Origin of the sequence: Sphingomonas canaveralia (genome assembly GCF_047238125.1) — a bacterium.
GTDB lineage: Bacteria > Pseudomonadota > Alphaproteobacteria > Sphingomonadales > Sphingomonadaceae > JBDFMH01.
On the sequence record NZ_JBDFMH010000001.1, the window covers coordinates 238,976 to 262,603 of the forward strand.

A 23,628-nucleotide genomic window follows, 5' to 3' on the forward strand; every position below is an offset into this window, starting at 1 on the left:
AGGGGGCGGGCGATGCGGATCTTCGTGCTGGGTGCGACCGGCGATCAGGGTCAGCCGCTGGTCGCGCGGCTGCTGGCGGATGGCCATCAGGTCACCGCCGGCGCGCGCGATGCCGGGCGGATCGTGCCGGCCAACGGCCTGACTGCGGTCACCGCGGATATCCAGCAGCCCGACACGCTGGCGGCAGCGATGCAGGGGCACGACGCGCTCTGCCTGCACCTGCCGTTCGTGCATGATCGCGATCGCGCAGCCGCGATGGGGCAGGCGGTGGGGGAAGCGGTGCGTGCCGCCGGCGTGCCGAGGGTCGTGTTCAATACGAGCTGCTTCGTCGCCGATCATGATCTCGGCTTGCCCGCGCATGACGGCCGCCGCGCGATCGAAGCGGCGCTGGAGGCGAGCGGCGCGAACTTCACCAGCATCCGCCCGATGGTGTTCATGGACAATCTGGCGCGTCCCTGGGCGAGACCTTCGATCGTGGGATCCGGCGTTTTCGCCTATCCCGCCGCGCCGCAGCTGCGCATCTCGTGGGTTTGCATCGCCGATATCGCTGCGGCGATGGCGGCGGCGGTCGTGCGCAACGATCTCGGCGGCGCGCGGATCGCGCTCGGCGGGCCGGAGGCGCTGGTCGGCGACGAGGTGGCGGAACGGCTGACCGTCGCCGCCGGGCGCCTGCTCCGCTTCGTCAGCCTCGATCCGCAGACCTTTGCCGAAGACATGGCCGAACTGGTGACGGGCGCGCGGATCGTGCCGCCGGGTAGCGTCTATCACGGCATGGCCCGCTTCTACGGTTGGTACAACGCACAGCCGCGATCGCCTCTGGTGGTGGATGCGAACCCGCTCGGTCTGCGGCTGACGTCCTTCGCCGAATGGGCGGCGGCGCAGGATTGGCACGCCGCCGCCCGTTCCGATCAGAACGAACGGGAAAAGCCGATTTCCACGCTGCGCGGCGCGCCGACGAACACCAGTCCGGAGGCGTAGCCCGACCAATCGGCGTAGAAGGCGTCGGTCAGGTTGCGGCCGCGCACCGTGATCGTGCCGAAATCGGTGCGCCAGGTGATCGAGGCATCGACCGTGGTAAAGGCGTTTACCTTCACGTTGTTCGCGTTCGAGGTGTAGAAATCGCCATTGTGGCGCACGCTTGCCGTCAGCGTCAGCGGCACCACCTGCGGCGCATAGGTCAGCGTCAGATCGCCCACGCGCTCGGCCACGTTGGGCGGGCGATTGCCGGCGCGATCGACGCCGCCGGCTTCGACCAGCGTGAGATATTTCGCATCGAGCAGCGTGCCACTGGCGCTGAGGTTCAGCTCCGGCGTGACGGGTATGTTCAGCGCCGCTTCGATCCCGCGCGACCTGAGGCTTCCGCCCTGGAAGACGATCGCCGGGTTGGCCGGATCGCGGGTCAGGATATCGTTCTGGCGGATGTCGAACACCGATGCCGTCAGTTCGACGCCGCTGCCGCCGAGCGATGTCTTGATGCCGCCTTCCACCGATCGGCCGTTGGTGAGATCGAAGGCGGCGTTGGTCGCGCTCAGGAAAAGCAGGCCGCTGATCGGCGTCACCGCGCGCGTATATTGCGCGAACAGCTGCGTCTTCGGGGTCAGGCTGTAGACCGACCCGACCCGCCACGACACCGGATCATAACGCTGGCCATAGCGCTGCAGCGCCCCGCTGGTGGCGTTCAGCACGCGCCGATCGAGCTTGATATGATCGTAGCGGATGCCCCCGACGAGCAGCCAGTCCGGTGTGAGGTTCAGTGCGTCCTCCGCGAAGATCGCATATTGATCGACCTTGGCCGTCACATCCTGGCGGGTGCTGAAATTGGCGGGCGTATCCGCCGGGAAGGTGCCGCGGACCGGATCGAAGGGATCGACGGGCGCGGTCGATCCGAACCGGCGCTTGGTGAAGAAATCGGTCTGGCCGATCTCGCCGCCGATCGTCAGCCGGTTGCGCATGCCCCCGATTTCGCTGTCGGCATTCAGGTGCAGCCGCTGGTTCCAGAACTGGTGATCGTGCGTGATCAGCGATAGCCCGCGCGCGATGCCGCCGCTGGCCGCGTCGAACCCATATTCGTCAGCGTCGAGATAGTGGCGGTCGCTGTCGTAGTAGCTGGTGTCGCTGACCAGCTTTACCGCATTGCTCAACCGATATTCGGCACGGCCGCGCAGCCAGGTCGTGTTCGAATCCATGCCGCCATCGTCGACATCGAAATTCACACGCCGCATCGCGCGGTCCAGCACCAGCCCGGCGCTACCCGATACGGCGGACGATGGCCGCCGGGCCACCGCGCGCGAGACAACGGGGGTGCCGAAATAGGCGGTGTCGAAATCATCCTCGAAATGATCGACCGCCAGCGTGATCGACAGGCGATCGCTGGGCGCGAACAGCAGCGATCCGGATGCCGCGAAGGTGCGGCTATCGGTATCGTCGATCCAGCCCGACGAGCGCGAGAAGGAGAGATCGCCGCGCACCGCCACCGTCCGTCCCAGCGGCAGGTTGAGATCGCCTGCGAGCCGGGCGGTATCGAAGCTGCCATAGCTGGCGAGCATCTCGCCGGTCGCGCCGTTGCCCAGCATCGCGCGGCGCGGCACGAAGTTGATCGCGCCCGCCAGCGCGCCTTCGCCCGAGGTAACGGAGGCGGGCCCCTTGATCACCTCGATCCGCTCGAACATCCAGCTGTCCCAGTTGCGGACGCCGACATCCGAATTGGCCATGCGCACGCCATCGTAGAGATAGTTCACCGCGCGGGTGAGGCCGCGCATCGACGCCGAGGCGATCGATCCCGGCAGGTTGCCGGACGTGACGCCGGGCGCGGCATTGATTGCCTCGATCGCGGAACGCAGCCCCTGGTTCTGGAAATCGGCCTGGCTGACGATATCGACGATCGCCGGCGTCTCGCGATTGGTGAGGCCGAGCCGCCCCGCGACGTCCGGTTGCTCCTCGAGCTGTTTCTGGCCGGTCACGACGATGGTGCCGGCATCGGCGCGATCGACGGCGTCTTCGGCGAAAGCGGGCGTGCCGGCGAGCAGGGCAGCCGCAATCGCGATGGAAGATGTATTCATGGCGTGGGTTCCTTGTCAGGCGAATGAGATGATGGGTCGAGGCGCGCGACGGGTGCGACGGCGCCAGTGCAGCAGGCCGGTGGCAAACAGCAGGGTCGGCGTCAGGCCGATCAGGATTGCGAGGCAGCGCCCGAAGAGGCCGCCGGCGGAACCGTCGTGCAGGCCGCGGATCCAGGCCGAGATGGTGACGCTTGCCGTGCCGCTGCGCAGATCGTGGACGGCCAGCACCGCACCCGAATATTGATCGACGAACACGAAGCTGCCGGGGAAGCGCCGGTGCGGATCACCCGGCACCTGCATGCGCAGCCGGAACGGGGCATCGTCCGCGGCCGGGACGTCGATGAAGGCCAGCCGTGCATCGGGCAGCGCGCGCTGTGCTGCCGCCAGCGCATCCGCGATCGGGATCTGCCGTCCGGTCTGGCTGCCAGAACGCGGCGCAGGCACCGGCGTCGCTGCGATCAGCGCGGCCTTCACTTCGGGCAACGCCAGCAGCACGCCGGTCGCGACCAGTATGATCAGCAGCAAGGCGCTGCCGAGCCCGGTGAGCTTATGGAGATCGCGCAGCCGCCGGATCGGGGCGGCGCGGCGCTTGAACGCGATCGCCTTGCGCCATGCCCCGCGCGGCCACCAGGCGGCGACCCCGCTCAGCAGCAGCAACAGCATGACGGTGCCGGACCAGCCGACGATCAGCCGCCCGGCTTCGCCCGCCAGCAGGTGCATGTGCAGTTCGTAGAGCCAGCTCATCAGATAGCCGCCCCACGGTTCCGCGCGGACGATGTGGCGGCCGTCGGCCGAGAACCAGATCATCTCGCGTTCGGAATGATGATCGTGATGGCGGCTCGGCGGATAATAGCGCGCCGGGATCGGGCCGCCTTCGCCCGTCACCTCGATCGACCAGGTGCTTGCCGGATCGGGATGCCGCGCGCGGCCCGTGGCGAGCGCGCGATCCCAGGCGGGCGAGTCAGGGCCGGGCCCAGCCTCGATCGCGGGCGGGCGCACCGCCGGGTGGAGCGCGGCGTCGATCCCGACATAGAAGACCAGCGCTGAACCGGTCAGCCCGAGCAGTGCGAACAAGCCGCCCAGGCCGAGGCCGATCCACAGATGGATGCCGCGCACCAGGCGGCGCAGCGAGAACGGGGCAGGGGTGCGGACATGCGGCTGGTTCCGGACATCGGAACGCGGCTTGCCTGCGGCCGGCGCGACGCCGGCAGCACCCGTGCCCGTACCGGCCCCATCGGGCCGGCCGGTCAACATGGATTGCATGGAAAATGTCCTGATCGGGTGGCGCGGCGGCGCTCAGCGGCCGACGCGCGACATTGTCACCGGAGGATCAGGCGGAGAGTGGCGGGGCCCTGAGCGGGGGGCGCAGGAAGCTGCGCGCAGGCAGGGGAATGGCGACCAGCGCGTGCAGCGCCAGCACCATCGCAAACAGGATCTGCGCTGTCAGCAGCACCGGATCCGCGCCTGACAGCGCGGGCATGGTCAGTCCGGAAAAGGCGCAGGGCGGCTCATGCTTGGCCGCGCCATGATCGTCGGCGTCATGATGGCCGGTGCCGGGAAGCGTCATCATCATCTTGACCGGGCCGCTGCCCGAACACAGCGTGACGACGATCTGCCCGCCAGCCACAGTCGGCATGAAGCCGGTCGGCACCAGCAGCTTCATTGCCAGCGCAAGCGCGATCAGCAGCCCGCAGAGCGAGCGATGCGCGAGGATATGGCGACGAAAGGCCTGCAAAAGATCGATCTGCCCCGGCGATCCCCGCACCGGCCGCATAGGCGGGGATGGGGAACATAGCCTCTGGTGACCCCTACGGGAATCGAACCCGTGTTTCAGCCGTGAAAGGGCCGCGTCCTAGACCGCTAGACGAAGGGGCCGTCCAGAGGGGGGCCGATTAGGCGAGCCGCGGCCCCGCGTCAATCCGCCCAGGCGGCGTCCTCGACATGAAGCTCGGCCTCGCCTTTCCCCGACCAGTCGTCGATCTTCGCGCGGCCCGCCAGCCACAGCCGCCGGTGCGGGCCAGCTGCCAACAGCGCCTGGCCGAGCGGCGTTTCCGCCTGGCGGAAGGCGATCGTCTTGATCGTGCGGCCATCGGCCCCGCTGGCGATCGCGCGGACATGGCCGGTGCCGACGATATCGGCGCGCACGATGCGTACCGGCCCTGCCGCCACTCGCGGAGCCGGCCACCCCGCGCCATAGGGGCCACCGACGTCCAACGCGTCGACCAGCGATCGCGCGACTCCCCCCGGGGAAACGACCGCATCCAGCAGCAGCGCCCGGTCATCGCGCGCGCGGGCCACGTCAGCGGCCAGCCGATCGTCGAGAAAGGCAGCGAGCGCGTCGACCCGGTCCGCCGCCACCGTCAGCCCGGCCGCCATCGCATGGCCGCCGCCCGCGATCAGCAGCCCTTCATCCTTGGCGGCCAGCACCGCCGCCCCGAGATCCACGCCCGAGATCGACCGGCCCGATCCCTTGCCGATGCCCTGCCCGTCGAGCGCGATCACGATCGCCGGGCGATGCAGCCGTTCCTTCAGCCGGCCGGCGACGATGCCGATCACCCCAGGATGCCAGCCAGCTCCGGCGACCACGGCGACAGCGCGATTGTCCTGCCCGGCGACCAACTCGCTCGCCTCGTCCGACACCAGCCCCTCGATCGCGCGACGCTCGCCGTTCAGCCGGTCGAGTTCGGCAGCGATCGTGCGGGCCTCGTCCTCGTCTGCGGTCGTCAACAGCCGCACGCCCAGATCGGCGCGGCCGACGCGCCCGCCCGCATTGACGCGCGGCCCGAGCGCGAAGCCCAGATCGGTGCAGGTCGGCGCACGCGTCAGCCGCGCGGCATCGGCCAGCGCGGCCAGCCCGATATTGCGGCGGCCCGCCATCACCTTCAGCCCCTGCGTCACGAACGCGCGGTTCAGCCCGCGTAACTGCGCGACATCGGCGACTGTTCCGAGCGCGACCAGATCGAGCAGCTCGATCAGCTTCGGTTCGGGGCGGTCTGCAAACCAGCCGCGGCCGCGCAGCACGCGCAACAGCGCCGCGCCGAGCAGGAACGCGACGCCCACCGCGGCCAGATGCCCATGCGCTGCGGCTTCGGCAGCTTCATCCAGCCGGTTGGGGTTCACCAGCGCCAGCGCCAGCGGCAGTTGGGTCGCGCATTTGTGATGATCGACCACGATCACGTCCACGCCCGCGTCGCGCGCCATCTGCAGCGCCTCGAACGCCTGCGCGCCGCAATCGACCGTCACGATCAGCCTCGCGCCGCCGGCCGCGATCCGCACCAGCGCCTCGCCCGATGGGCCGTAGCCCTCCATCAGCCGATCGGGAATATAGGCTTGAGGATCGGATCCCAGGTCGCGCAGCAGCCGGATCAGCAGCGCGGCGGATGTCGCGCCATCGACGTCATAGTCGCCGAACACGGTCACCGGCTCGCCCGCCGCGACCGCGTCCGCCAGCCGCGCCGCTGCGGTCTCCATATCCTGGAAGATGGCGGGATCGGGCATGAAGCCGCGGATCGTGGGCAGCCGGTGACGATCGAGATCATCGCGCGCGACGCCACGCGCCATCAGCAGCTGCGAGACAAGATCGTCGGCAGCGAAGGCGTCACCCAGTTCTGCGCCGGTGCCGCGCCAGCGCCAAGGCTGGCCCAGGATCGATCGGGTGATGTTGAGGACGGATGTCATCCGCCCCGCGATAGGCGCTGTCCCGGCCGGACGAAAGGGGCGGGATCAGCCGGGGAGATCCACGTTGATGTGGCGGTATCGCGATTCGACCAGGCTGTAGATCCCGAACAGGCCGAGCCCGATCGCGACGATGCCGAGCAGGATCGCGCCGTGTTCCTGTCCCTGCAGATAGCGCAGTGCCGCACCCATGCCGCCCGCCCGGTCCGCTTCGGCAGCAGTCGCCGCGCGCAGGAAGAACCAGCCCGACAGCAGGAATACCACGCCGCGCGCGGCATAGCCGATGCGCCCGATCAGGCAGACGCGGTGGGGCAGGGGCGTGTCGCCACCCAGTTCCTTCGCGAAGCTCGCCTTCCAGGCCTTCGTGAACTGCACGATCGCGACAATCAACAGCCCGATCGCAACCAGCCCGACCAGCATCGCGCCGGCAGGGGCTGCGAGCAAAGTCGCCAACCAGTCGCGCGCCGCCGCATCGCCGGGGGCTGCCCCGGTGGCGGCGGCCGATCGGGTGGTGATGCGCAGCGCGTAGAAGGCGAGCGCGACATGGACGATCCCGCTGAGCGCATAGCCGGCGCGCTCGAACGCGCCTTTCATATCGCTGCCGCGATGTTCGGGATCGAGGATCGCTTCCGTCAGCCGCCAGACCGCATAGCCGGCCAGCCCCAGGGCAACGATGATCAACAGCACGCGCCCGAACGGCAGATCGGCCAGACTGGCGATCGCGCCCTGATTGTCTCCGGGCCGAGTGCCGCGCATCGCGGCATCGAGCGCGAACCAGCCGACCAGCAGATAGACCAGCCCGCGCGCAGCGAACCCCAGCCGGGCGAGCAGTGTCGCCACGCGATCGGACATCTTCCAAAAACTCCCGCCTGTTACGGTCGGGTAACGGCCTGTGCCCGATCCCGTTCCGGCGGGCGCATCACTGCTTGTGATGTTCGCCCTTCACCCAGCGCACCGTGCCCGAACTCGCGCGCATCACCACGCTTTCGGTGGTCATCACGCCATCGCGACGGCGCTTGACGCCGTCGAGCAGCGATCCGTCGGTCACGCCGGTGGCAGCGAAGATGGCATCGCCCTTCACCAGATCCTTCAGATCGTAGATGCGGTCGAGATCCTCGATCCCCCACTTGCGGGCGCGGGCACGCTCGTCTTCGTTGCGGAACATCAGCCGGCCCTCGAAATGGCCGCCCACGCAGCGCAGCGCCGCGGCCGCCAACACGCCTTCGGGCGCACCACCGGATCCGAGATAGATGTCGATCGTGGTATCCGGATTGGTCACCGCGATCACGCCCGCCACGTCGCCGTCGGGGATCAGCATGATGCCGCAGCCGATCGCGCGCAGCTCGGCGATCAGTTTGTCATGGCGCGGGCGATCGAGCACGCAGGCGATGATCTCGTTGGGCTTCACTCCCTTGGCCTTGGCCAGCGCCTCGACATTCTCGGTCGGGCTCTTTTTCAGGCTCACCGTGCCCTTGGAATAGCCCGGCCCGATCGCCAGCTTGTCCATATAGACGTCGGGTGCGTTCAGCAGGCAGCCTTCCTCGGCGATGGCGAGCACTGCCAGCGCATTGGGGCCGGCCTTGGCGGTGATGGTGGTGCCCTCCAGCGGATCGAGCGCGATGTCGATCCGGGGGCCGGTGCCGATCGCGGAGCCGACCTTCTCACCGATATAGAGCATCGGCGCTTCGTCCCTCTCGCCTTCGCCGATCACCACGGTGCCGTCGAATTCCAGCGTGTTGAATGCCTTGCGCATCGCTTCGACCGCGGCGGCATCGGCCGCCTTCTCGTCGCCGCGACCGACCAGCTTCGAAGCAGCGATCGCCGCAGCCTCGGTCACGCGCACCATTTCCAGCACGAGAACGCGATCGAGCGCCTTGCTTGCCTTGACCATTTTGCCTGATATCCCCTCTAGATATTGCCGCCGCCGATAGGGGAGGGGGATGACAATGTCGAGAATTCTACTGGCGTTGTTCTTTGCCGACCCGAGCGTGCCGCCCGCGCCGGTGACCGCCCCGGATTGCGCGATGCCGCGATCGGAGGACGAGATCGTGGTCTGCGCGCAGAGCGGCCGATCGCCGTTCCGGCTGCCCCTGCCCGACGAACGCGGCCTGCCCGAGATCCGCAGCGCCACGGCAGAGATGCCGAACGGCGTCGGCGCGCTGGGGGCGGAAGCGCTGCCGTGCGGGATGCGTGGATGCGCCGGCCCGCTCGATCTGGTGAAAGTGGCGGGGGCTGTGAAGCGGGTCGCTCAATCCGTGGTCGATCCCGACGACTGATCAGACGTCCAGGATGTGGAGCAGCAGCGGTTCCCCGGTGATGCTCTGCGATCCGCGCAACCGGTCCAGCGCATGGGCTACTGCGCTTTCGGGGCATTCGTGGGTGACCATCACCAGCAGCACGCTGCCATCGGCGGCGGCGCCGCGCTGGATCATGCTTTCGATCGAGACATTGGCATCGCGCATCGCGGCGGTGATCTCTGCCAGGACGCCGGTGCGATCAGGAACCATGAAGCGCAGATAGGCACGGCCCCGGCGTTCGCCAGACGGGGCGGCGGCCGGCGAGGCGAGGCTTGCGACTGGCATCGCCAGCGCCGAGCCATATTCGCCGCGCGCGATATCGATCAGATCCGCCACCACCGCGCTCGCGGTCGGCCCTTCGCCGGCACCGCGGCCCTCGAAGAACAGCCGCCCCACGAAATTGCCCTCGGCGACGACCGCGTTCAGCGATCCGGCGACATGGGCGAGTGGATGATCGAGCGGCACCAGGCAGGTGTGCACGCGCTGGTAGAGGCCGTTCGCGCCCCATTCGGCCAGCCCGATCAGGCGGACGCGGAAGCCCAGCGCGGCCGCCTCGGCGATGTCGGCGGCAAGGATGTGGCGGATGCCGCTGATGGCGACGTCGCCGAACGCCGGCGTGGTGCCGAACGAGACGCTGGCCAGGATCGCCAGCTTGTGCGCGGCATCCACGCCGTCGATATCGAACGCGGGATCGGCCTCGGCATATCCCAGCGCCTGCGCATCGGCGAGCACGTCGGCGAAGTCGCGGCCGGCCTGCTCCATCGTCGTCAGGATATAGTTGCAGGTGCCGTTCAGGATGCCATAGACCCGCCCGATCGCGTTGGCCGCGGCGCCGTCGCGCAGCCCCTTGATCACCGGGATCCCGCCCGCCACCGCCGCCTCATATTTCAGCGCGACGCGCTTGGCCTCGGCATCGCGCGCCAGCTCCAGCCCGTGATGTGCGATCATCGCCTTGTTGGCGGTCACGAAATGGCGGCCTGCGCCGAGCGTGCGGCGCGCCAGGGTGAGGGCGGGGCCATCCGATCCCCCGATCAGCTCGACAACCACATCGATATCATCGCGGATCGCCAGATCGGCGGTATCGTCCACCCAATCGAACCGCCCCAGATCGAACCCGCGATCGCGGCTGCGATCGCGCGCGGAAACCGCCACAACCTCGATGGCGCGGCCGGCGCGGCGGGCGATCAGTTCGGCATTGGCATCGAGCAGCTTGATCACGCCCCCGCCCACCGTGCCGAGACCGGCCAGCGCAATTCGCAGCGGTTGCGTCATCATCCCCACCCCATGCCTTTGGACGCACGTCCCCTGCCAGCGCGGCCGCGGCTTGCCAAGCCTTGCCCGCATGTGCGCGATGGGGCAGGCATCGCCCGATGACGACCATCCTGATCCTCGCCGGCAAGCGCGATGGCGCGCTCGATCCACTCGCCAGCGCCGCTGGCACCACGCACAAATGCGTCGTTCCCGTCGCCGGCAAACCGATGATCGGGTGGGTGCTGGAAGCGGCGGAGGCGACCGGCCTGCCGGTGGTCGTGTCGATCAACGATCCGGCGCTGCTTGGCTCGTTCGATGTGGTGCATCGACTGCAGGCGGCCGGGCGGCTGAGCTTCGCGGTGTCGCATGCGAACCTCGTCGAAAGCGTGCATGCGGCGGCGCAGGGTTTCCCGCTGATGATCACCACCGCCGATAATGTGCTGGTGACGCCCGACGCATTGATCGAGGCCGACCGGGCGGCGAAGGCGCAGGGTGCCTCCGCGATGGTGGCGTTCGCGCGAAAGGAATCCATCCAGGCCGCGCATCCGGATGGCCAGCGCCGCTTCTACCCCTTCCGCGACGGCGAATATTCCAACTGCAACCTGTTCTGGCTGAAGGACCATGATGCGCTGCGGATCGCGGACACGTTCCGCGAAGGCGGCCAGTTCGTGAAGCATCCGCGCCGGATCATCAACGCGTTCGGCCTGATCAATCTGGTTCGCTTTCGCTTCGGGCTCGCCAGCCTGGACGGACTGATGGCCAGCCTGTCGCGCCGCTTCGGCATGAAGGTCGTCGCGCATGTGTTCGCGGATGGCCGGCTGGCGATCGATGTGGACAACGATCGCACGCTGCGCGTGGCGGAAGAATTGCTGGCGATCGGACGTGGCGCTGGCTGATCGCTCGTTGCGTTCGCAGAACGTCGCATTCTCAATCGGTTGGGCGCGCTGGCGTGGAACGTGGCAGTGGCTCCGAGCGCTCTCCCCGCGTCCGTCATGATGGCGGCACAGCAGGAGAGCATGTCATGGCCGACCAGAACCAGAACCAGGGCAACGACCTCAATCAGGATCGCGATCGCCAGCAGCAGCAGGATCGTGATCGCAGCGCCGATCAGCAGCAGAACCAGCAGCGCGACCGCCAGACCGGCCAGCCGGATCAGAACGGCAACCGCGCCGGGGACACCGGCATCGGCCAGCAGGGCTCGGGCGGCACCGGCGCCGATCAGGGCGAGCAGTCCGACTACGGATCGGATCGCCAGCAGGATCGCTGATCCTCCCATCCCGTAAGACCGATCGGGGCCGCCATCATGGCGGCCCCTTTTCTTTTTGCGCCCTGCAAGCGCATAAATGATCCCCGATATCCCCGTTATCCACAGGGCCGGACCCGCAGAAACCGCTAGGCCGACTCAGTCGATCATGAGAACCTCCAATCATCGAAGCAGTACGGAAAACCTCCTGGAAACAGAAGGTTGGATGGTAAGGCGGAGATGCCGGAACAACACCGGGCGGGATGGCGCTTTCAGGAGTGTCGCTCGCGGACAGGCCTCCTTCACGGGATGGTCGGTTGCAGGGAGTGCGACTTCGGTTGCGACCCCACGGTGGCGGAAAGGCAGGACTTCGGTCGATCGAAAGGCCGGTGCCGGGCGAAAGCCTTGGAACCGGGCGGACGGCGGCGGAGGTCCGGGCAGGACCGGGCTTGCGCAAGCGAGGTATGGGCCTGTTGAACGCCCGGACATGCGATCGGATTCCGCGAGGACGATGATCCCGTGCCTGGACGCAGCGGGGGCTGGTGGTGACATCAGCCCCTTTTTGCGTTTGACCCCATGCCGGGCGACGCCCCCCGATCAGTCCCAGAACAGATGCGTGCGCGCGGGACGCACCGAGATCGTATCGCCCACCTGCGGCGCAGGTCCCGCCACATCGATCTCCAGCGGCGCAGTGAGCCCGTCGAGCGCCGCTTCCACACGGGTGCCGCCGTTGCGCGGACGTGCAAGCGTCACCACCGCGGGCAGAGCAGGCCCGTCGCTGACCAGCTGGGCATCGTGCGGGCGGAAGAACAGGCTGGCGCGACCGCTGCGGCCATCGGCATCGGCGACGGGCAGGCTGTGGGCGCCGAACCGCGCGATCCCGTCAGCCACCTCCACCGGCAGCCGGTTCGATTCACCGACGAAGTCGAACACGAATGCGCTCGCCGGGTGCTGGTAGATCGTCGCGGGCTCGGCCACCTGTTCGATCACGCCATGATCCATCACCACCACGCGATCGGCCAGTTCCAGCGCTTCTTCCTGATCATGCGTCACGAAGATCGAGGTCAGGCCCATCCGGTCATGAAGTTCGCGCAGCCAGCGGCGCAGATCCTTGCGCACCTTGGCGTCGAGCGCGCCGAACGGCTCGTCCAGCAGCAGGATACGCGGCTCCACAGCCAGCGCACGCGCCAGCGCGACGCGCTGGCGCTGGCCGCCCGAGAGCTGCGCCGGATAGCGTTTGCCGAGCGTGCCGAGCTGGACGAGGTCGAGCAGCTCGGCCACCCGCGCATCGATCTCCGCCTTGGCCGGCCGGTCGCGGCGGCGGCGCACCTTTAGCCCGAAGCCGATATTGTCGGCCACCGTCATGTGGCGAAACAGCGCATATTGCTGGAACACGAACCCGACCCGCCGATCGGTGACGGCCTTGTCGGTCACGTCCTCGCCTTCGAAGGCGACGGTGCCCGCATCGGGGAATTCGAGCCCCGCGATAATCCTGAGCAGCGTCGTCTTGCCCGATCCCGAAGGGCCGAGCAGCGCCAGGAACTCGCCCGACTTCGCTTCGAGGTCGATCGCGTCGAGCGCGGTGAAGCCGCCGAAACGCTTGGTTATGCCGGTGGCGGTGATGCCCATCAGTGCCGCGCCCTCAATGTCCCTGGCCATGAATGCCATAGCGCCATTCCAGCACGCTCTTCACGACCAGCGTGACGAGCGCGAGCAGCGCCAGCAGCGACGCCACCGCGAATGCGGCGACGAAATTATATTCGTTGTAGAGGATTTCGACATGCAGCGGCATTGTGTTGGTCTCGCCCCGGATATGGCCCGAGACGACCGAGACCGCGCCGAATTCGCCCATCGCGCGGGCATTGCACAGCAGCACGCCGTAAAGCAGCCCCCAGCGAATGTTCGGCAGGGTCACATACCAGAACGTCTGCCACCCACTCGCGCCTAGCGACAATGCGGCTTCCTCGTCATCGCGGCCCTGTTCGGCCATCAGCGGGATCAGTTCGCGCGCAACGAACGGGAAGGTCACGAAGATCGTCGCCAGCACGATCCCCGGCACCGCGAAGATGATCTCGATGCCGCGTGCGGCCAGCCACGGCCCGAACCAGCCGCTGGCACCGAACAGCAGCACGTAGATCAGCCCCGCGACCACCGGTGAGACCGAGAAGGGCAGGTCGATCAGCGTGATCAGCAGGTTCTTGCCGCGGAAATCGAACTTGGTGATCGCCCAGGCGGCGGCGATGCCGAACACGATGTTCAGCGGCACTGCGATCGCCGCGACCAGCAGCGTCAGCCGGATCGCGGCCAACGCGTCCGGTTCGGCCAGCGCATTCAGGAATGCGGCGATCCCTTGGTCCAGCGCCTCGGCGAACACCGCGACCAGCGGCAGAACGAGAAAGATGGCGAGGAAGCCGAGCGCGATCCCGATCAGCAGGCGCCGCGTCCAGGCTGATTCGCCGGTCGCGCGGCGGGCGGAGGCGGCAGCACCGCTCATCCCTGCATCCGCCGCCGGCTCCAATACTGGATCAGGTTGATCAGCAGCAGGAACAGGAAGGACGCGACCAGCATCACAGCCGCGATCGCGGTCGCGCCGGCATAATCATATTGTTCGAGCTGGGTGATGATCAGCAGCGGCGCGATCTCGCTCTGATAGGGCATGTTGCCCGCGATGAAGATCACCGAGCCATATTCGCCGATGCCGCGTGCGAACGCCAATGCGAAACCGGTCAGCAGCGATGGCAGGATCGCAGGGAGGATGATGCGGCGAAAGGTATCGAGGCGGCCGGCGCCCAGCGACGCTGCGGCCTCCTCCACGTCGGCCCCGAGATCAGCCAGCACCGGTTCGACCGAACGAACAACAAACGGCAGCCCGATGAAGACCAGTGCGACGACCACGCCGAGCGGGGTGTAGGCAATCTTGATGGCAAGGTCGCCCAGCCAGGGCAGATCGGCGCGGCGGATGCCGTCCGGATCAAGCACGCCGCCGATCCAGCCATTGGAGGCATAGAGCGCGGTCAGCGCTATGCCGGCGACTGCGGTCGGCAGGGCGAACGGCAGATCGACCATCGCCGACACGATCCGCTTGCCGGCGAAATCATAGCGCACGAGCACCCAGGCGATCAGCAGCCCGAACACCGCGTTGATGCCGGCCGCGGCCATCGCGGCGCCGAAGCTGAGCTTGTACGCTTCGGCAGCGCGCGCGGAGAAAGCGGTCGCCAGGAAATGATCCCAGCCCATGCCCAGCGTCTTGGCGAACACTGCCGAAAGCGGGATGAGCACGATCAGCGACAGATAGGCGAGGGTAAAGCCCAGCGTCAGCCCGAAGCCCGGCAGGATCGACCGGCGACGACGCGGTGCCGCGATCCTCAGCCGATCGGCAGTGGCGCCCCCCACGCTATGCCGGCCTCAGCGCCGGGCCGCGGCATAGACAGCATCGAACGTGCCGCCTTCATCGAAATGCTTGGCCTGGGCCGCCTTCCAGCCGCCGAAATCGCCGTCGATCGTCAACAGCTTCACCTGCGGAAAGCTGTTCGCGTAGCGCGCCGCCACCTCTGCATTGCGCGGCCGGTAATGCGCCTTGGCAATCATTTCCTGCGCAGCGGGCGTGTAGAGGAAATCGAGATAGGCCTTCGCAGCGGCCTCGGTCCCGTGGCGCTTGGCGTTGGCATCGACCACCGCGACCGGCGGCTCCGCAAGGATCGAGATCGACGGCACCACGATCTCGAACGCGCCCTTGCGCAATTCGTCGCGCGCGAGGAATGCCTCATTCTCCCACGCAAGCAGCACATCGCCCTGGCCGCGTTCGGCAAAGGTCGTGGTCGATCCGCGCGCGCCCGAATCGAGCACGGGCACGTTGCGCAGCAGCCGGGTGACGAAATCGCGCGCCGCAGCCTCGCTGCCGCCGGCGCGCAGTCCGTAGCCCCAAGCCGCGAGATAGTTCCAGCGCGCGCCGCCACCGGTCTTGGGATTGGCGGTGATGACGCCGACGCCCGGCTTCACCAGATCGCCCCAGTCGCGGATGTTCTTCGGGTTGCCCTTGCGGACGAGGAACACGATCGTCGAATAATAAGGCGCGCTGTTGTCGGGCTGCCGTGCCTGCCAATCGGGCGCGATCAGGCCCTTGGCCGCGATCGCATCGATGTCATAGGCCAGCGCCAGCGTGACGACATCGGCCTGCAGCCCGTCGATCACCGAGCGCGACTGCTTGCCCGAGCCGCCATGGCTCATCCGGATCGACACTGTCTCGCCGGTCTTGGCCTTGTGATCGGCGATGAAGGCGGCGTTGATGTCGCGATACAGCTCCCGCGTCGGATCGTAGGAGACGTTCAGCAACTGCTTGCTATCGACCGTGCCACCGCCCGAGCAGGACGCCAGCGAAAGGGACAGCGCCATCAAGCATGCGGCAGCGATCCGGAAGCGGGGCGTCTGGCTCGTTCGGGTCATCAGCGCCTCTCTACTGGGGAGGTGGTGAAACGCACGCGCACAAAAACTGTCCGCCTTCAAACGAGAACCTTTTCGGACAGGCTCAGCCGATCGAGGATGTTCGCTGTCTCGTCGCGTACCAGCAGCATCACGTCGCGCAGCCGGCATTCCTCCTCCGTCACGCAATTCTCGCATGGCCGGTGGTTCATGCGGCTCGCGCAGGGGACAAGGGCCAGGCTGCCCCGAGTGAGCCGCACGATATCGCCATAGGTGATCGTCGAAGGATCGCGCGCCAGCCAATAGCCGCCTTCCTTGCCGCGCAGCGTATCGACGAGTCCCGCGCGCTTCATTTCCGACAGGATGACGGTCAGGAACTTGGCGGGGATGTTCTGGGCGGTGGCGATCGCGGTCAGCTGGATCGGGCCAGACCCATGATGGTCGGCCAGATGCTGAAGGGCGCGGATGGCGTAGCGGGTCCGTTGGGAAAGCACATCAATCATTTGGCGTCGTGATCGCCATTTGTCGACCGGCGAAGTGGGAAACCGGCGCCATATCGCGCTTGACCGCGGGCGGGCCGCGCCCGTAATAGCGCCCGCTTCCCCGTGGCGACCTTAGCTCAATTGGTTAGAGCGCCGGTTTGTGGTACCGGAGGTTGCGGGTTCAATCCCCGTAGGTCGCCCCACCTTCCTACCTTGTTTCGCGCTGGCTTTGCTCGCCGAAAAATATTATTGCGCGCGCGGGATACGAAATTACCGCGAGGAAGAGCCATGACCGCGCCGTGGGACTATGCCGATTTCGACGACCATGAAGGCGTCCACCTGTTTCGCGATGCCGATGCCGGGCTGACCGCGGTGATCGCGGTGCATTCCACCGCGCTCGGGCCGGCGGCCGGCGGTACCCGCTTCTGGCATTATGGCGACCGCAGCGAGGCGATCACCGACGCGCTGCGGCTGTCGCGCGGCATGAGCTACAAGAATGCCATGGCCGGGCTGCCGATGGGCGGGGGCAAGGCGGTGATCCTGGCCGATGCCAAGCGCACGAAGACGCCGGCGATGCTCGATGCGTTCGGGGCGGCGGTAGAAAGCCTGAACGGTCGCTACGTCACGGCCGAGGATGTCGGCATGTCGGATGCGGACATGGTCGCGATCCAGGCGCGCACACGCCACGTCTCCGGCCTGCCGGTGGGCGAGGGGCGCGCGGGCGGTGATCCCGGCCCCTATACCGCGCTCGGCATCTATCTGGGCGTGAAGGCGGCCATCCGCCGCGCGCTCGGCAAGGACAGCGCGGCCGGCGTGCATGTCGCGATCCAGGGCGTCGGCTCGGTCGGCGGCGGGCTCGCCCGGCTGCTGGCGGCGGACGGCGCGAAGCTGACGCTGGCCGACATGGACCGCGCCCGCGCCGAGACACTGGCAGCGGAGCTGGGCGCGAAGACGGTCGCCGCGTCGGAGATCCTGCGCGTCGAGGCCGATGTCGTCAGCCCGTGCGCGCTCGGCGCGATCCTTGATGCGAGCGCGATCGATGCGCTGCGCACGCCGATCGTGGCCGGCGGCGCGAACAATCAGCTTGCGACACCGTCCGACGGCAACCGCCTGCATGCGCGCGGCATCCTCTATGCGCCCGATTATGTGATCAACGCGGGCGGCATCATCAATGTCGGGCTGGAATATCTCGGCCAGGGCGACAAGGCCGAGGTCGAGAGCCGGATCCACCGTATCCCGGGCCGGCTCGAGGAAATCTGGACCGAGAGCGCGGCCACCGGTGCGCCGGCCGCCACTGTCGCCGATCGGATGGCGCAGCGTTTGATCGGGCGCGGCTGATGCCTCCGCCCCGCCGGGATCGCTCAGATTTCCGGCGGGGTGGCGCTCACCTGTTCGCGGTGCAGCCGGTGTTCGCGCCACGCGGTCCACACCCCGCTGCCCGCGATCAGCGCACCGCCCGCCAGCGTCGATGGCGTCGGCGCGATCGACCAGACTGCCCAGCCCAACAGCGTCGCCCAGATCAGCTGTAGATAATCGAACGGCGCCAGCACCGAGATCGGCGCGAAGCGCAGCGACGCCGTCATCGCGATCTGCGCGATTCCGCCGAAGACCCCGATCATGACCAGCCACGGCCATGTCTGCGCCGCATGCCAGCTGCCGAACAGCGGCATCGCCAGCCCGGATAGGGTCAGCGCGGCGCAGTTGAACCAGAATACGGTCGTCGCTGCCGGCTCGGTCGTGCCCAGCTGTCGCACGGTCACCACCACCGATGCGACGCCCACTGCCGACAGCAGCGCCACGACCAGACCCAGCGGCGGGATATGTGCGCCGCCACCGCCCGGCCGCATCACGATCAGCACGCCGACGAAGCCCAGCGCGACCGCCGTCCAGCGCCGCCGGCCGACTGCTTCGCCGAGCAGGACTGCCGACAGGATGGTCGCGAACAGCGGTGCCGAGAACCCGATCGTGGTCGATTCCGCCAGTGGCAGCATGATCACCGCCTGGAAGTTCAGCAGCATCGACACGATGCCGATCGCGGCGCGCGTGGCATGTGCGCGCGGTCGCCGGGTGGCGAGCGAGCGGAAGCCGGGCCCGACTGCGATCCACGCCAGCAGGAGCGGGACCGAGAACAGGTTGCGGTAGAAGATCGCCTCGACGGTGTTGACGCCGTCCTCGGCGGCCAGCTTGATCGCCAGCGCCATCAAGGCGAAGCCGCAAACGGAAAGGATGCGGAGCGCGATGCCACGCGGCCGATGGTTTGCGGCCTGCGCGCGCTGGGGTTCGGCAAGGACCGGCATGATGCGGCAATGCGGCGAAAAGCCGCGCACGGCAACGCCTCTTCCGCACGCCGCGAAGCTGGATTACAGCTTGCCCCCGACCATGCACGCTTATGCGAATCCCACCCGCTTCCTCGGCCTTGCCCGCCCGCTGACCGCATGGCTGGGCTGGCTGGGCGCGGCGCTGGTGGCGGCGGCGTGCGGCGCGGGCCTGTTCCTGTCACCGGCCGACTATCTTCAGGGTCAGACGGTGCGGATCATGTATGTTCATGTGCCGGCCGCCTGGCTGGGCATGGGCGGTTGGACCGGGATCGCGATCGCCAGCCTGATGCAGCTCGTCTGGAGGCACCCGCTGGCAGCGATCGCCGCGCGTGCGATCGCGGTGCCCGGTGCGCTTTTCACCGCGATCTGCCTGGCGACGGGATCGATCTGGGGCCGGCCGACCTGGGGCACCTGGTGGCAGTGGGATGGCCGGCTGACGTCGATGCTGATCCTGCTGTTCCTCTATCTCGGCTATATCGCGTTGGCGGGGGCCTCTTCGGCCAGCGGGCGTGACAACCGGGTGGCGGCGGTGTTCGGGCTGGTCGGCGCGATCAACATCCCGATCATCCGCTATTCGGTCGATTGGTGGAACACGCTCCACCAGAAATCGAGCATCACCATCACCGGCGGGTCGACCATCGACGGATCGATCCTGTGGCCCCTCGGCCTGGCGGTACTCGGCTTCTCGCTGCTGTTCGGCGCGATCGTGCTGATGCGGATGCGCGCGCTGCTGGCCGATGCCAAGGTCGAAGCGCGCTTGCGGCGGATGGCCGAGCAATGAACCATTGGGCGTTCGTGATCGCGGCCTATGCGCTTGCGTTGGGCGGCACCGCCGGCATCGTTGGCTGGTGCTACGCCGCGATGCGCCGCGCCGAACGCCGGGCAGACGAGATCGGCCGCCGGTGAAGCCCAAGCATCAGCGGTTGACCCTGGCGCTGCTGGCGCTTGTCGCCATCGTCGGCGCGGGTTTCCTCGCGCTGTCGGGACTGCGCGACAACGCCTCTCTGTTTTACACGCCGACCGACGCCAAGCGCGATCATGTCGAGCCCGGCCGCGCGGTTCGGCTCGGCGGGATGGTGGCGGACAAGTCGATCGAGCGCGATGGTGACGGGCTGACGGTGCGGTTCGTGGTGACCGATGGGCGCGAGACCGTGCCCGTCACCTTCACTGGCATCGTGCCCGATCTGTTCAAGGAAAAGAGCGGCGTGGTGGCCGAAGGCAGCTTCGCGGCCGATGGCCGGTTCGTCGCCACCAACATCCTTGCCAAGCATGATGAGCGCTACATGCCGCCGCAGGTGGCGGGCGAGATGCACGAAAGCGAGAGCCTGGATACGTCCGTCAAGGCCAGGGGAGCCAATACCACATGATCGCCGAGGCAGGGCTCGCGCTGCTCTGGTTGGCCGCCGCGCTGGCCGCTTTGCAGCTGGCGATGGGCGCGATGGGCGTCGCCGGCCAGGAAGGCATGATGCGGCCCGTCCGCTCGATCGCGGTGGCGCAGGCGGTGCTTTCGGCCGGCGCGTTCGGCTTGCTGATCTGGCTGTTCCTGCGCGTCGATCTCACTGTGTCGCTGGTGGTCGCGAACGATCATTCGGCAAAGCCCTGGCTTTACAAATTTGCTGGGGCCTGGGGAAACCACGAAGGCTCGATGCTGCTGTGGGTCACTGTGCTGGCTGTCTCCGGCGGCGCTGTCGCGCTGCTGGAACGGCGGCTGCCGGATCGCACTTTGCTCGCCACGCTGGCCGCGCAGGCGTTCATCGGGCTCGGCTTCTACGCCTTCCTGCTGTTCGCCTCCAATCCGTTCGATCGCATCTTCCCGGCCCCGGCCGAAGGCAATGGCCTGAACCCGCTGCTGCAGGATCCCGGCCTCGCCTTCCACCCGCCGACCCTCTATTTCGGCTATGTCGGGCTTTCGATCGCCTTCTCGTTCGCGGTCGGCGCGCTCGTCACCCGCGATGTCGGCCCTGCCTTCGCCCGCGCGATGCGGCCCTGGGTGCTGGGCGCCTGGATCTTCCTCACGCTCGGCATCACCGCCGGCAGTTACTGGGCTTATTACGAGCTGGGCTGGGGCGGTTGGTGGTTCTGGGATCCGGTCGAGAATGCCTCGCTGATGCCCTGGCTCGCGGCGACCGCGCTGCTCCATTCCTGCACCGTTCTCGCCACCCGCGACGGGCTGCGCGCCTGGACGGTGATGCTCGCTGTGGTCGCCTTCTCGATGAGCATGGTCGGCACCTTCCTCGTCCGGTCGGGCATCCTCACCTCGGTCCATGCCTTTGCGGTCGATCCCACCCGCGGCTCCTTCATCCTGGCGCTGCTGGCGATCTACATCGGTGGCGCGATGCTGCTGTTCGCCTTGCGCGTCGGCACGGTACGCGAGGGATCGACGTTCGAAGCGGTCAGCCGCGAAGGCGCGCTCGTCGCCAACAACCTGCTGCTCTCCGCCATTCTCGGCATCGTGCTGGTCGGCACGCTCTATCCGCTCGGAGTGGAGGCGGTGACGGGCGGTAAGCTTTCGGTTGGTCCGCCCTATTTCAACGCCGCCGCCGGGCCAGTCGCGCTCATCCTGGTCGCGATCATGGTCGCCGGCCCGCTGATGCGCTGGCGGCGTGACGAGGCGAAGGCCGTGCTGATGCGGATGGCAGGGCCGGTCCTTATCACAGCGCTTGCGCTGCTGGCCGTCGTCGCGCTGCTGCCGCCGCTCCATATCCTGCCTTTCCTGGGCCTGGTGCTGGCGATCGGCGTGGGGGCGGGCAGCGTCGCACCGTTGTGGAAGCGCAATTTGCGCCGCACGCCGCTGTTCACCTGGGGGATGGTGATCGCGCATTTCGGCATCGCGGTCAGCCTGGCGGGAATGGCCTGCGAAAGCGCCTTCACCAAGGAAGTGCTCGTCGCCTCGCGGATCGGTGAAAGCCATGCGGTCGGCCCGTACAGCGTGAAGTTCACCGACGTGCAGCCGGTAGCTGGGCCGAACTGGACTGCGCTCGAAGCGACGCTGCAAGTGTCTCGTGGCGGGTCGAGCTGGGAAATGAAGCCGCAGGCGAGGATGTTCTCGACCCCGCCGACCGAAACCAACGAGGCGGCGATCCGCACCGCAGTGGATGGTCAGCTCTATCTGGTGCTGGGCAAGCCGGACGAGCAGGGTCGCTGGCAGCTGCGGCTGTGGTGGAAGCCGTTCGTGACGCTGATCTGGCTCGGCGGCGGGCTCGTCGCGCTCGGCGGGCTGCTGTCGCTGATCGGGCGCGTGCGGCGCGAACGCAAGCCGGCGCTGCGTGAGGGTTACGCATGAGCCGCGTCGCGCTTTGGCTGCCGCTCTCACTGTTTGCTTTGTTCGCGGTCGTCGTCGGGATCGGGCTGACACGCCAGGATGGCCGGACGATTCCGTCGAAGATGATCGGCCAGCCGATCCCCGCCTTCGATCTGCCGCCCGCGCAGGAGGGCCGCCCCGGCCTCGCCAGCACCGATCTGGTCGGCCAGCCGCGGCTGGTGAACATCTTTGCCAGCTGGTGCCTGCCGTGCCGGGTCGAAGCGCCGCAGTTGGAACAGCTGAAGCTCGCCGGCGTCAGGATCGAGGGCGTCGCGATCCGCGATCAGCCGCAGGATGTCGCACGCTTCCTGGCGCAATATGGCGATCCCTATGATCGGATCGGATCGGATCGCGACAGCAGCGTGCAGTTTGCGCTCGGCTCGGCCGGGGTGCCCGAGACGTTCATCGTCGATGGCCGCGGGATCGTGCGCTATCAGCATGTTGGCGAGATCCGTCCGGAACATCTGCCGATGCTGTTGCAGAAGCTGGCGGACGCGAAATGAGGCGGATCCTGTTCGTAGTTGCGTTGGCGCTGACCGCGCCTGCGCTGGCGGATTCCACGCTGCCGCCGGCCGAATATGCCAACAAGCAGCTCGCCGATCCGCGCCAGGAAGCGAAGGCGACTGCGCTGATGGAAACGCTGCGCTGCCTGGTCTGCCAGGGCCAGTCGATCGCGGATTCGGATGCCGAGATGGCGGGCGACATGCGCGCGCTCGTCCGCCGTCGGATTGCGGCCGGGGAGGAGCCCGAAGTGATCCGCAGCTGGCTCGTCCAGCGCTACGGCGATTGGGTCACCTATGATCCGCCGCTGTCGGCAGCCACCGCGCCGCTCTGGGCGCTGCCGATCCTGCTGATCGCGGCCGGCCTGTGGCTCGCGCGGGGCCGGTTCCGGCGGAGGCGCGGCTGATGGGTTGGGTGCTGATGGCAGGGGCGGCGCTGTTGACCGGCGGGCTGCTGTGGCGGTTCGGCCGCTTTCCGAAGGGGTCGATCGAATTGCTTGGCGCAGCGCTGCTGATCGGGCTGGCGGGCTATGCCTGGCAGGGGCAGCCCGGTCTGGCCGGCAGCCCGACTGCGCCGCCCGCCGATCAGGCGCGACCCGACGGCGATTTCGCCACCGAGCGCGACAAGGTGATGGAGAAGTTCGGCAGCGCCGCGCAGGTGCTGGACGCCGCCGATGCGTTTCATCGCCAAGGCCTGGATCGCTATGCGATCGGGATCATCAAGGGTGCGCTGGAGAAGCAGCCGAACAACGCCGATCTCTGGGTCGGCCTCGGCAATGCGTTCGTGATCCACAATGACGGAATGATGTCGCCCGCGGCCCAATTCGCCTTCGAGCGAGCGGCACGGATCAGCCCGGATCATCCCGGCCCCCCATTCTTCCTCGGGCTTGCGCTCGCCCAGTCCGGCCAGACCGATCAGGCGGCGGATGTCTGGCAGCGACTGCTCGCGAAATCCCCACCCAATGCGCCATGGCGGGCGGACCTGGAAGCACGGCTTGCCCAGATGCAGGCGGGGCAGGGGCGCTGACTGGAGTCGCCCTGACAGCAACGGTCATTCCGGCGAAAGCCGGAATCCAGAGTTCC

25 protein-coding genes and 2 tRNA genes are annotated in these 23,628 nt (G+C 67.8%); 13 read left to right on the plus strand and 14 right to left on the minus strand.

All coding sequences use genetic code 11. From position 1 onward, the window contains the following. Positions 1-12: 12 nt before the first annotated feature. Positions 13-978, plus strand: coding sequence for an SDR family oxidoreductase (locus ABC347_RS01155; RefSeq protein ID WP_413243955.1), 966 nt, complete (start codon positions 13-15; stop codon positions 976-978). Here the strand turns inward: ABC347_RS01155 and ABC347_RS01160 are convergent. The 7 genes from ABC347_RS01160 to glpX all read right to left on the minus strand — a co-directional run bounded on the left by ABC347_RS01160 (position 909) and on the right by glpX (position 8,625). Continuing rightward, on the minus strand, positions 909-3,059 hold the full coding sequence (locus ABC347_RS01160) for a TonB-dependent receptor (RefSeq protein ID WP_413243956.1): 2,151 nt from the start codon (positions 3,057-3,059) through the stop codon (positions 909-911). The two genes, ABC347_RS01155 and ABC347_RS01160, sit on opposite strands and share 70 nt — an antisense overlap. 15 nt (positions 3,060-3,074) lie before the next feature. Further along, entirely contained in the window at positions 3,075-4,322 is a 1,248-nt protein-coding gene (locus ABC347_RS01165) for a PepSY-associated TM helix domain-containing protein (RefSeq protein ID WP_413243957.1), read from the minus strand. Between the two features lie 67 nt (positions 4,323-4,389). Continuing rightward, complete coding sequence (locus ABC347_RS01170; protein WP_413243958.1) at positions 4,390-4,824, minus strand: hypothetical protein; 435 nt, start codon at positions 4,822-4,824, stop codon at positions 4,390-4,392. A 34-nt stretch (positions 4,825-4,858) separates the two neighbouring features. Next, positions 4,859-4,934, minus strand: a tRNA-Glu gene (locus ABC347_RS01175). A 39-nt stretch (positions 4,935-4,973) separates the two neighbouring features. Further along, entirely contained in the window at positions 4,974-6,737 is a 1,764-nt protein-coding gene (recJ, locus tag ABC347_RS01180; RefSeq protein WP_413243959.1) for a single-stranded-DNA-specific exonuclease RecJ, read from the minus strand. A 45-nt stretch (positions 6,738-6,782) separates the two neighbouring features. Further along, positions 6,783-7,586, minus strand: a complete 804-nt coding sequence (locus ABC347_RS01185; protein ID WP_413243960.1) for a DUF1206 domain-containing protein — start codon at positions 7,584-7,586, stop codon at positions 6,783-6,785. A 67-nt stretch (positions 7,587-7,653) separates the two neighbouring features. Further along, the gene (gene glpX, locus ABC347_RS01190; RefSeq protein ID WP_413243961.1) at positions 7,654-8,625 is read right to left on the minus strand and encodes a class II fructose-bisphosphatase; all 972 of its coding nucleotides are present in this window, start codon (positions 8,623-8,625) and stop codon (positions 7,654-7,656) included. 49 nt (positions 8,626-8,674) lie between these two features. Between glpX and ABC347_RS01195 the strand changes: the two genes are divergently transcribed. After that, on the plus strand, positions 8,675-9,010 hold the full coding sequence (locus ABC347_RS01195; protein ID WP_413243962.1) for a hypothetical protein: 336 nt from the start codon (positions 8,675-8,677) through the stop codon (positions 9,008-9,010). Here ABC347_RS01195 and ABC347_RS01200 read toward each other — a convergent pair whose 3' ends face one another. Further along, positions 9,011-10,303: a homoserine dehydrogenase gene (locus tag ABC347_RS01200; protein ID WP_413243963.1), complete on the minus strand. Its 1,293-nt coding sequence runs from the start codon at positions 10,301-10,303 to the stop codon at positions 9,011-9,013. A 98-nt stretch (positions 10,304-10,401) separates the two neighbouring features. Between ABC347_RS01200 and ABC347_RS01205 the strand changes: the two genes are divergently transcribed. After that, a complete protein-coding gene (locus ABC347_RS01205) occupies positions 10,402-11,178 on the plus strand; it encodes an NTP transferase domain-containing protein (protein WP_413243964.1) in 777 nt (258 codons plus the stop codon). Positions 11,179-11,303: 125 nt separating this feature from the next. After that, entirely contained in the window at positions 11,304-11,549 is a 246-nt protein-coding gene (locus ABC347_RS01210; RefSeq protein ID WP_413243965.1) for a hypothetical protein, read from the plus strand. A gap of 573 nt (positions 11,550-12,122) precedes the next feature. On the opposite strand, the gene ABC347_RS01215 is transcribed toward ABC347_RS01210, so the two are convergent. The 5 genes from ABC347_RS01215 to ABC347_RS01235 all read right to left on the minus strand — a co-directional run bounded on the left by ABC347_RS01215 (position 12,123) and on the right by ABC347_RS01235 (position 16,438). Continuing rightward, positions 12,123-13,184 (minus strand): sulfate/molybdate ABC transporter ATP-binding protein, encoded by a 1,062-nt coding sequence (locus tag ABC347_RS01215; RefSeq protein WP_413243966.1) that lies wholly within the window; start codon positions 13,182-13,184, stop codon positions 12,123-12,125. After that, positions 13,168-14,019 (minus strand): sulfate ABC transporter permease subunit CysW, encoded by an 852-nt coding sequence (cysW, locus tag ABC347_RS01220; RefSeq protein WP_413243967.1) that lies wholly within the window; start codon positions 14,017-14,019, stop codon positions 13,168-13,170. Before cysW ends, ABC347_RS01215 begins: the two co-directional genes overlap by 17 nt. Further along, positions 14,016-14,918 (minus strand): sulfate ABC transporter permease subunit CysT, encoded by a 903-nt coding sequence (gene cysT / locus ABC347_RS01225; protein ID WP_413243968.1) that lies wholly within the window; start codon positions 14,916-14,918, stop codon positions 14,016-14,018. The genes cysW and cysT overlap by 4 nt, the downstream gene beginning before the upstream one ends. Before the next feature lie 12 nt (positions 14,919-14,930). After that, positions 14,931-15,917 carry a sulfate ABC transporter substrate-binding protein gene (locus ABC347_RS01230; protein ID WP_413243969.1) on the minus strand — a complete coding sequence of 329 codons (987 nt, stop codon included), beginning with the start codon at positions 15,915-15,917 and terminating at the stop codon, positions 14,931-14,933. Positions 15,918-16,024: 107 nt separating this feature from the next. Next, on the minus strand, positions 16,025-16,438 hold the full coding sequence (locus tag ABC347_RS01235) for an RrF2 family transcriptional regulator (protein ID WP_413246974.1): 414 nt from the start codon (positions 16,436-16,438) through the stop codon (positions 16,025-16,027). Between the two features lie 114 nt (positions 16,439-16,552). On the opposite strand from ABC347_RS01235, the gene ABC347_RS01240 reads away from it, so the two are divergent. Together ABC347_RS01240 and ABC347_RS01245 are read left to right on the plus strand one after the other, a co-directional pair. Further along, a tRNA-His gene (locus ABC347_RS01240) sits at positions 16,553-16,629 on the plus strand. Positions 16,630-16,714: 85 nt separating this feature from the next. Beyond that, a complete protein-coding gene (locus ABC347_RS01245) occupies positions 16,715-17,764 on the plus strand; it encodes a Glu/Leu/Phe/Val family dehydrogenase (protein WP_413243970.1) in 1,050 nt (349 codons plus the stop codon). A gap of 23 nt (positions 17,765-17,787) precedes the next feature. Here ABC347_RS01245 and ABC347_RS01250 read toward each other — a convergent pair whose 3' ends face one another. Then, positions 17,788-18,723, minus strand: coding sequence for a DMT family transporter (locus ABC347_RS01250; protein WP_413243971.1), 936 nt, complete (start codon positions 18,721-18,723; stop codon positions 17,788-17,790). An 82-nt stretch (positions 18,724-18,805) separates the two neighbouring features. Here ABC347_RS01250 and ccmC point away from each other — a divergent pair, with 82 nt between their 5' ends. From ccmC to ABC347_RS01285, 7 genes are read left to right on the plus strand one after another with little or no spacing between them, the layout of a single operon-like run. After that, positions 18,806-19,525 carry a heme ABC transporter permease CcmC gene (gene ccmC, locus ABC347_RS01255; protein WP_413243972.1) on the plus strand — a complete coding sequence of 240 codons (720 nt, stop codon included), beginning with the start codon at positions 18,806-18,808 and terminating at the stop codon, positions 19,523-19,525. Continuing rightward, positions 19,522-19,650 carry a hypothetical protein gene (locus ABC347_RS01260; RefSeq protein WP_413243973.1) on the plus strand — a complete coding sequence of 43 codons (129 nt, stop codon included), beginning with the start codon at positions 19,522-19,524 and terminating at the stop codon, positions 19,648-19,650. Before ccmC ends, ABC347_RS01260 begins: the two co-directional genes overlap by 4 nt. Then, the gene (gene ccmE, locus ABC347_RS01265) at positions 19,647-20,111 is read left to right on the plus strand and encodes a cytochrome c maturation protein CcmE (RefSeq protein ID WP_413243974.1); all 465 of its coding nucleotides are present in this window, start codon (positions 19,647-19,649) and stop codon (positions 20,109-20,111) included. Before ABC347_RS01260 ends, ccmE begins: the two co-directional genes overlap by 4 nt. Beyond that, entirely contained in the window at positions 20,108-22,027 is a 1,920-nt protein-coding gene (locus ABC347_RS01270) for a heme lyase CcmF/NrfE family subunit (RefSeq protein ID WP_413243975.1), read from the plus strand. Before ccmE ends, ABC347_RS01270 begins: the two co-directional genes overlap by 4 nt. After that, positions 22,024-22,548: a DsbE family thiol:disulfide interchange protein gene (locus ABC347_RS01275; RefSeq protein ID WP_413243976.1), complete on the plus strand. Its 525-nt coding sequence runs from the start codon at positions 22,024-22,026 to the stop codon at positions 22,546-22,548. The genes ABC347_RS01270 and ABC347_RS01275 overlap by 4 nt, the downstream gene beginning before the upstream one ends. Beyond that, complete coding sequence (locus ABC347_RS01280; RefSeq protein ID WP_413243977.1) at positions 22,545-22,952, plus strand: cytochrome c-type biogenesis protein; 408 nt, start codon at positions 22,545-22,547, stop codon at positions 22,950-22,952. Before ABC347_RS01275 ends, ABC347_RS01280 begins: the two co-directional genes overlap by 4 nt. Then, the gene (locus ABC347_RS01285) at positions 22,952-23,572 is read left to right on the plus strand and encodes a tetratricopeptide repeat protein (RefSeq protein WP_413243978.1); all 621 of its coding nucleotides are present in this window, start codon (positions 22,952-22,954) and stop codon (positions 23,570-23,572) included. Before ABC347_RS01280 ends, ABC347_RS01285 begins: the two co-directional genes overlap by 1 nt. The last annotated feature ends 56 nt before the right edge of the window (positions 23,573-23,628 follow it).

Coding starts and splice junctions, on each gene's coding strand:
- ABC347_RS01245 (WP_413243970.1), top strand. CDS start 16,715: ATGACCGCGCCGTGGGACTATGCCGATTTCGACGACCATGAAGGCGTC.
- ABC347_RS01270 (WP_413243975.1), top strand. CDS start 20,108: ATGATCGCCGAGGCAGGGCTCGCGCTGCTCTGGTTGGCCGCCGCGCTG.
- ABC347_RS01230 (WP_413243969.1), bottom strand. CDS start 15,917: ATGGCGCTGTCCCTTTCGCTGGCGTCCTGCTCGGGCGGTGGCACGGTC.
- ABC347_RS01200 (WP_413243963.1), bottom strand. CDS start 10,303: ATGACGCAACCGCTGCGAATTGCGCTGGCCGGTCTCGGCACGGTGGGC.
- ABC347_RS01280 (WP_413243977.1), top strand. CDS start 22,545: ATGAGGCGGATCCTGTTCGTAGTTGCGTTGGCGCTGACCGCGCCTGCG.
- ABC347_RS01155 (WP_413243955.1), top strand. CDS start 13: ATGCGGATCTTCGTGCTGGGTGCGACCGGCGATCAGGGTCAGCCGCTG.
- ABC347_RS01285 (WP_413243978.1), top strand. CDS start 22,952: ATGGGTTGGGTGCTGATGGCAGGGGCGGCGCTGTTGACCGGCGGGCTG.
- ABC347_RS01260 (WP_413243973.1), top strand. CDS start 19,522: ATGAACCATTGGGCGTTCGTGATCGCGGCCTATGCGCTTGCGTTGGGC.
- cysW (WP_413243967.1), bottom strand. CDS start 14,019: ATGAGCGGTGCTGCCGCCTCCGCCCGCCGCGCGACCGGCGAATCAGCC.
- ABC347_RS01205 (WP_413243964.1), top strand. CDS start 10,402: ATGACGACCATCCTGATCCTCGCCGGCAAGCGCGATGGCGCGCTCGAT.
- ABC347_RS01160 (WP_413243956.1), bottom strand. CDS start 3,059: ATGAATACATCTTCCATCGCGATTGCGGCTGCCCTGCTCGCCGGCACG.
- ABC347_RS01250 (WP_413243971.1), bottom strand. CDS start 18,723: ATGCCGGTCCTTGCCGAACCCCAGCGCGCGCAGGCCGCAAACCATCGG.
- ABC347_RS01165 (WP_413243957.1), bottom strand. CDS start 4,322: ATGCAATCCATGTTGACCGGCCGGCCCGATGGGGCCGGTACGGGCACG.
- ABC347_RS01210 (WP_413243965.1), top strand. CDS start 11,304: ATGGCCGACCAGAACCAGAACCAGGGCAACGACCTCAATCAGGATCGC.
- glpX (WP_413243961.1), bottom strand. CDS start 8,625: ATGGTCAAGGCAAGCAAGGCGCTCGATCGCGTTCTCGTGCTGGAAATG.
- ABC347_RS01195 (WP_413243962.1), top strand. CDS start 8,675: ATGACAATGTCGAGAATTCTACTGGCGTTGTTCTTTGCCGACCCGAGC.
- ABC347_RS01275 (WP_413243976.1), top strand. CDS start 22,024: ATGAGCCGCGTCGCGCTTTGGCTGCCGCTCTCACTGTTTGCTTTGTTC.
- recJ (WP_413243959.1), bottom strand. CDS start 6,737: ATGACATCCGTCCTCAACATCACCCGATCGATCCTGGGCCAGCCTTGG.
- ccmC (WP_413243972.1), top strand. CDS start 18,806: ATGCACGCTTATGCGAATCCCACCCGCTTCCTCGGCCTTGCCCGCCCG.
- ABC347_RS01185 (WP_413243960.1), bottom strand. CDS start 7,586: ATGTCCGATCGCGTGGCGACACTGCTCGCCCGGCTGGGGTTCGCTGCG.
- ABC347_RS01215 (WP_413243966.1), bottom strand. CDS start 13,184: ATGGCCAGGGACATTGAGGGCGCGGCACTGATGGGCATCACCGCCACC.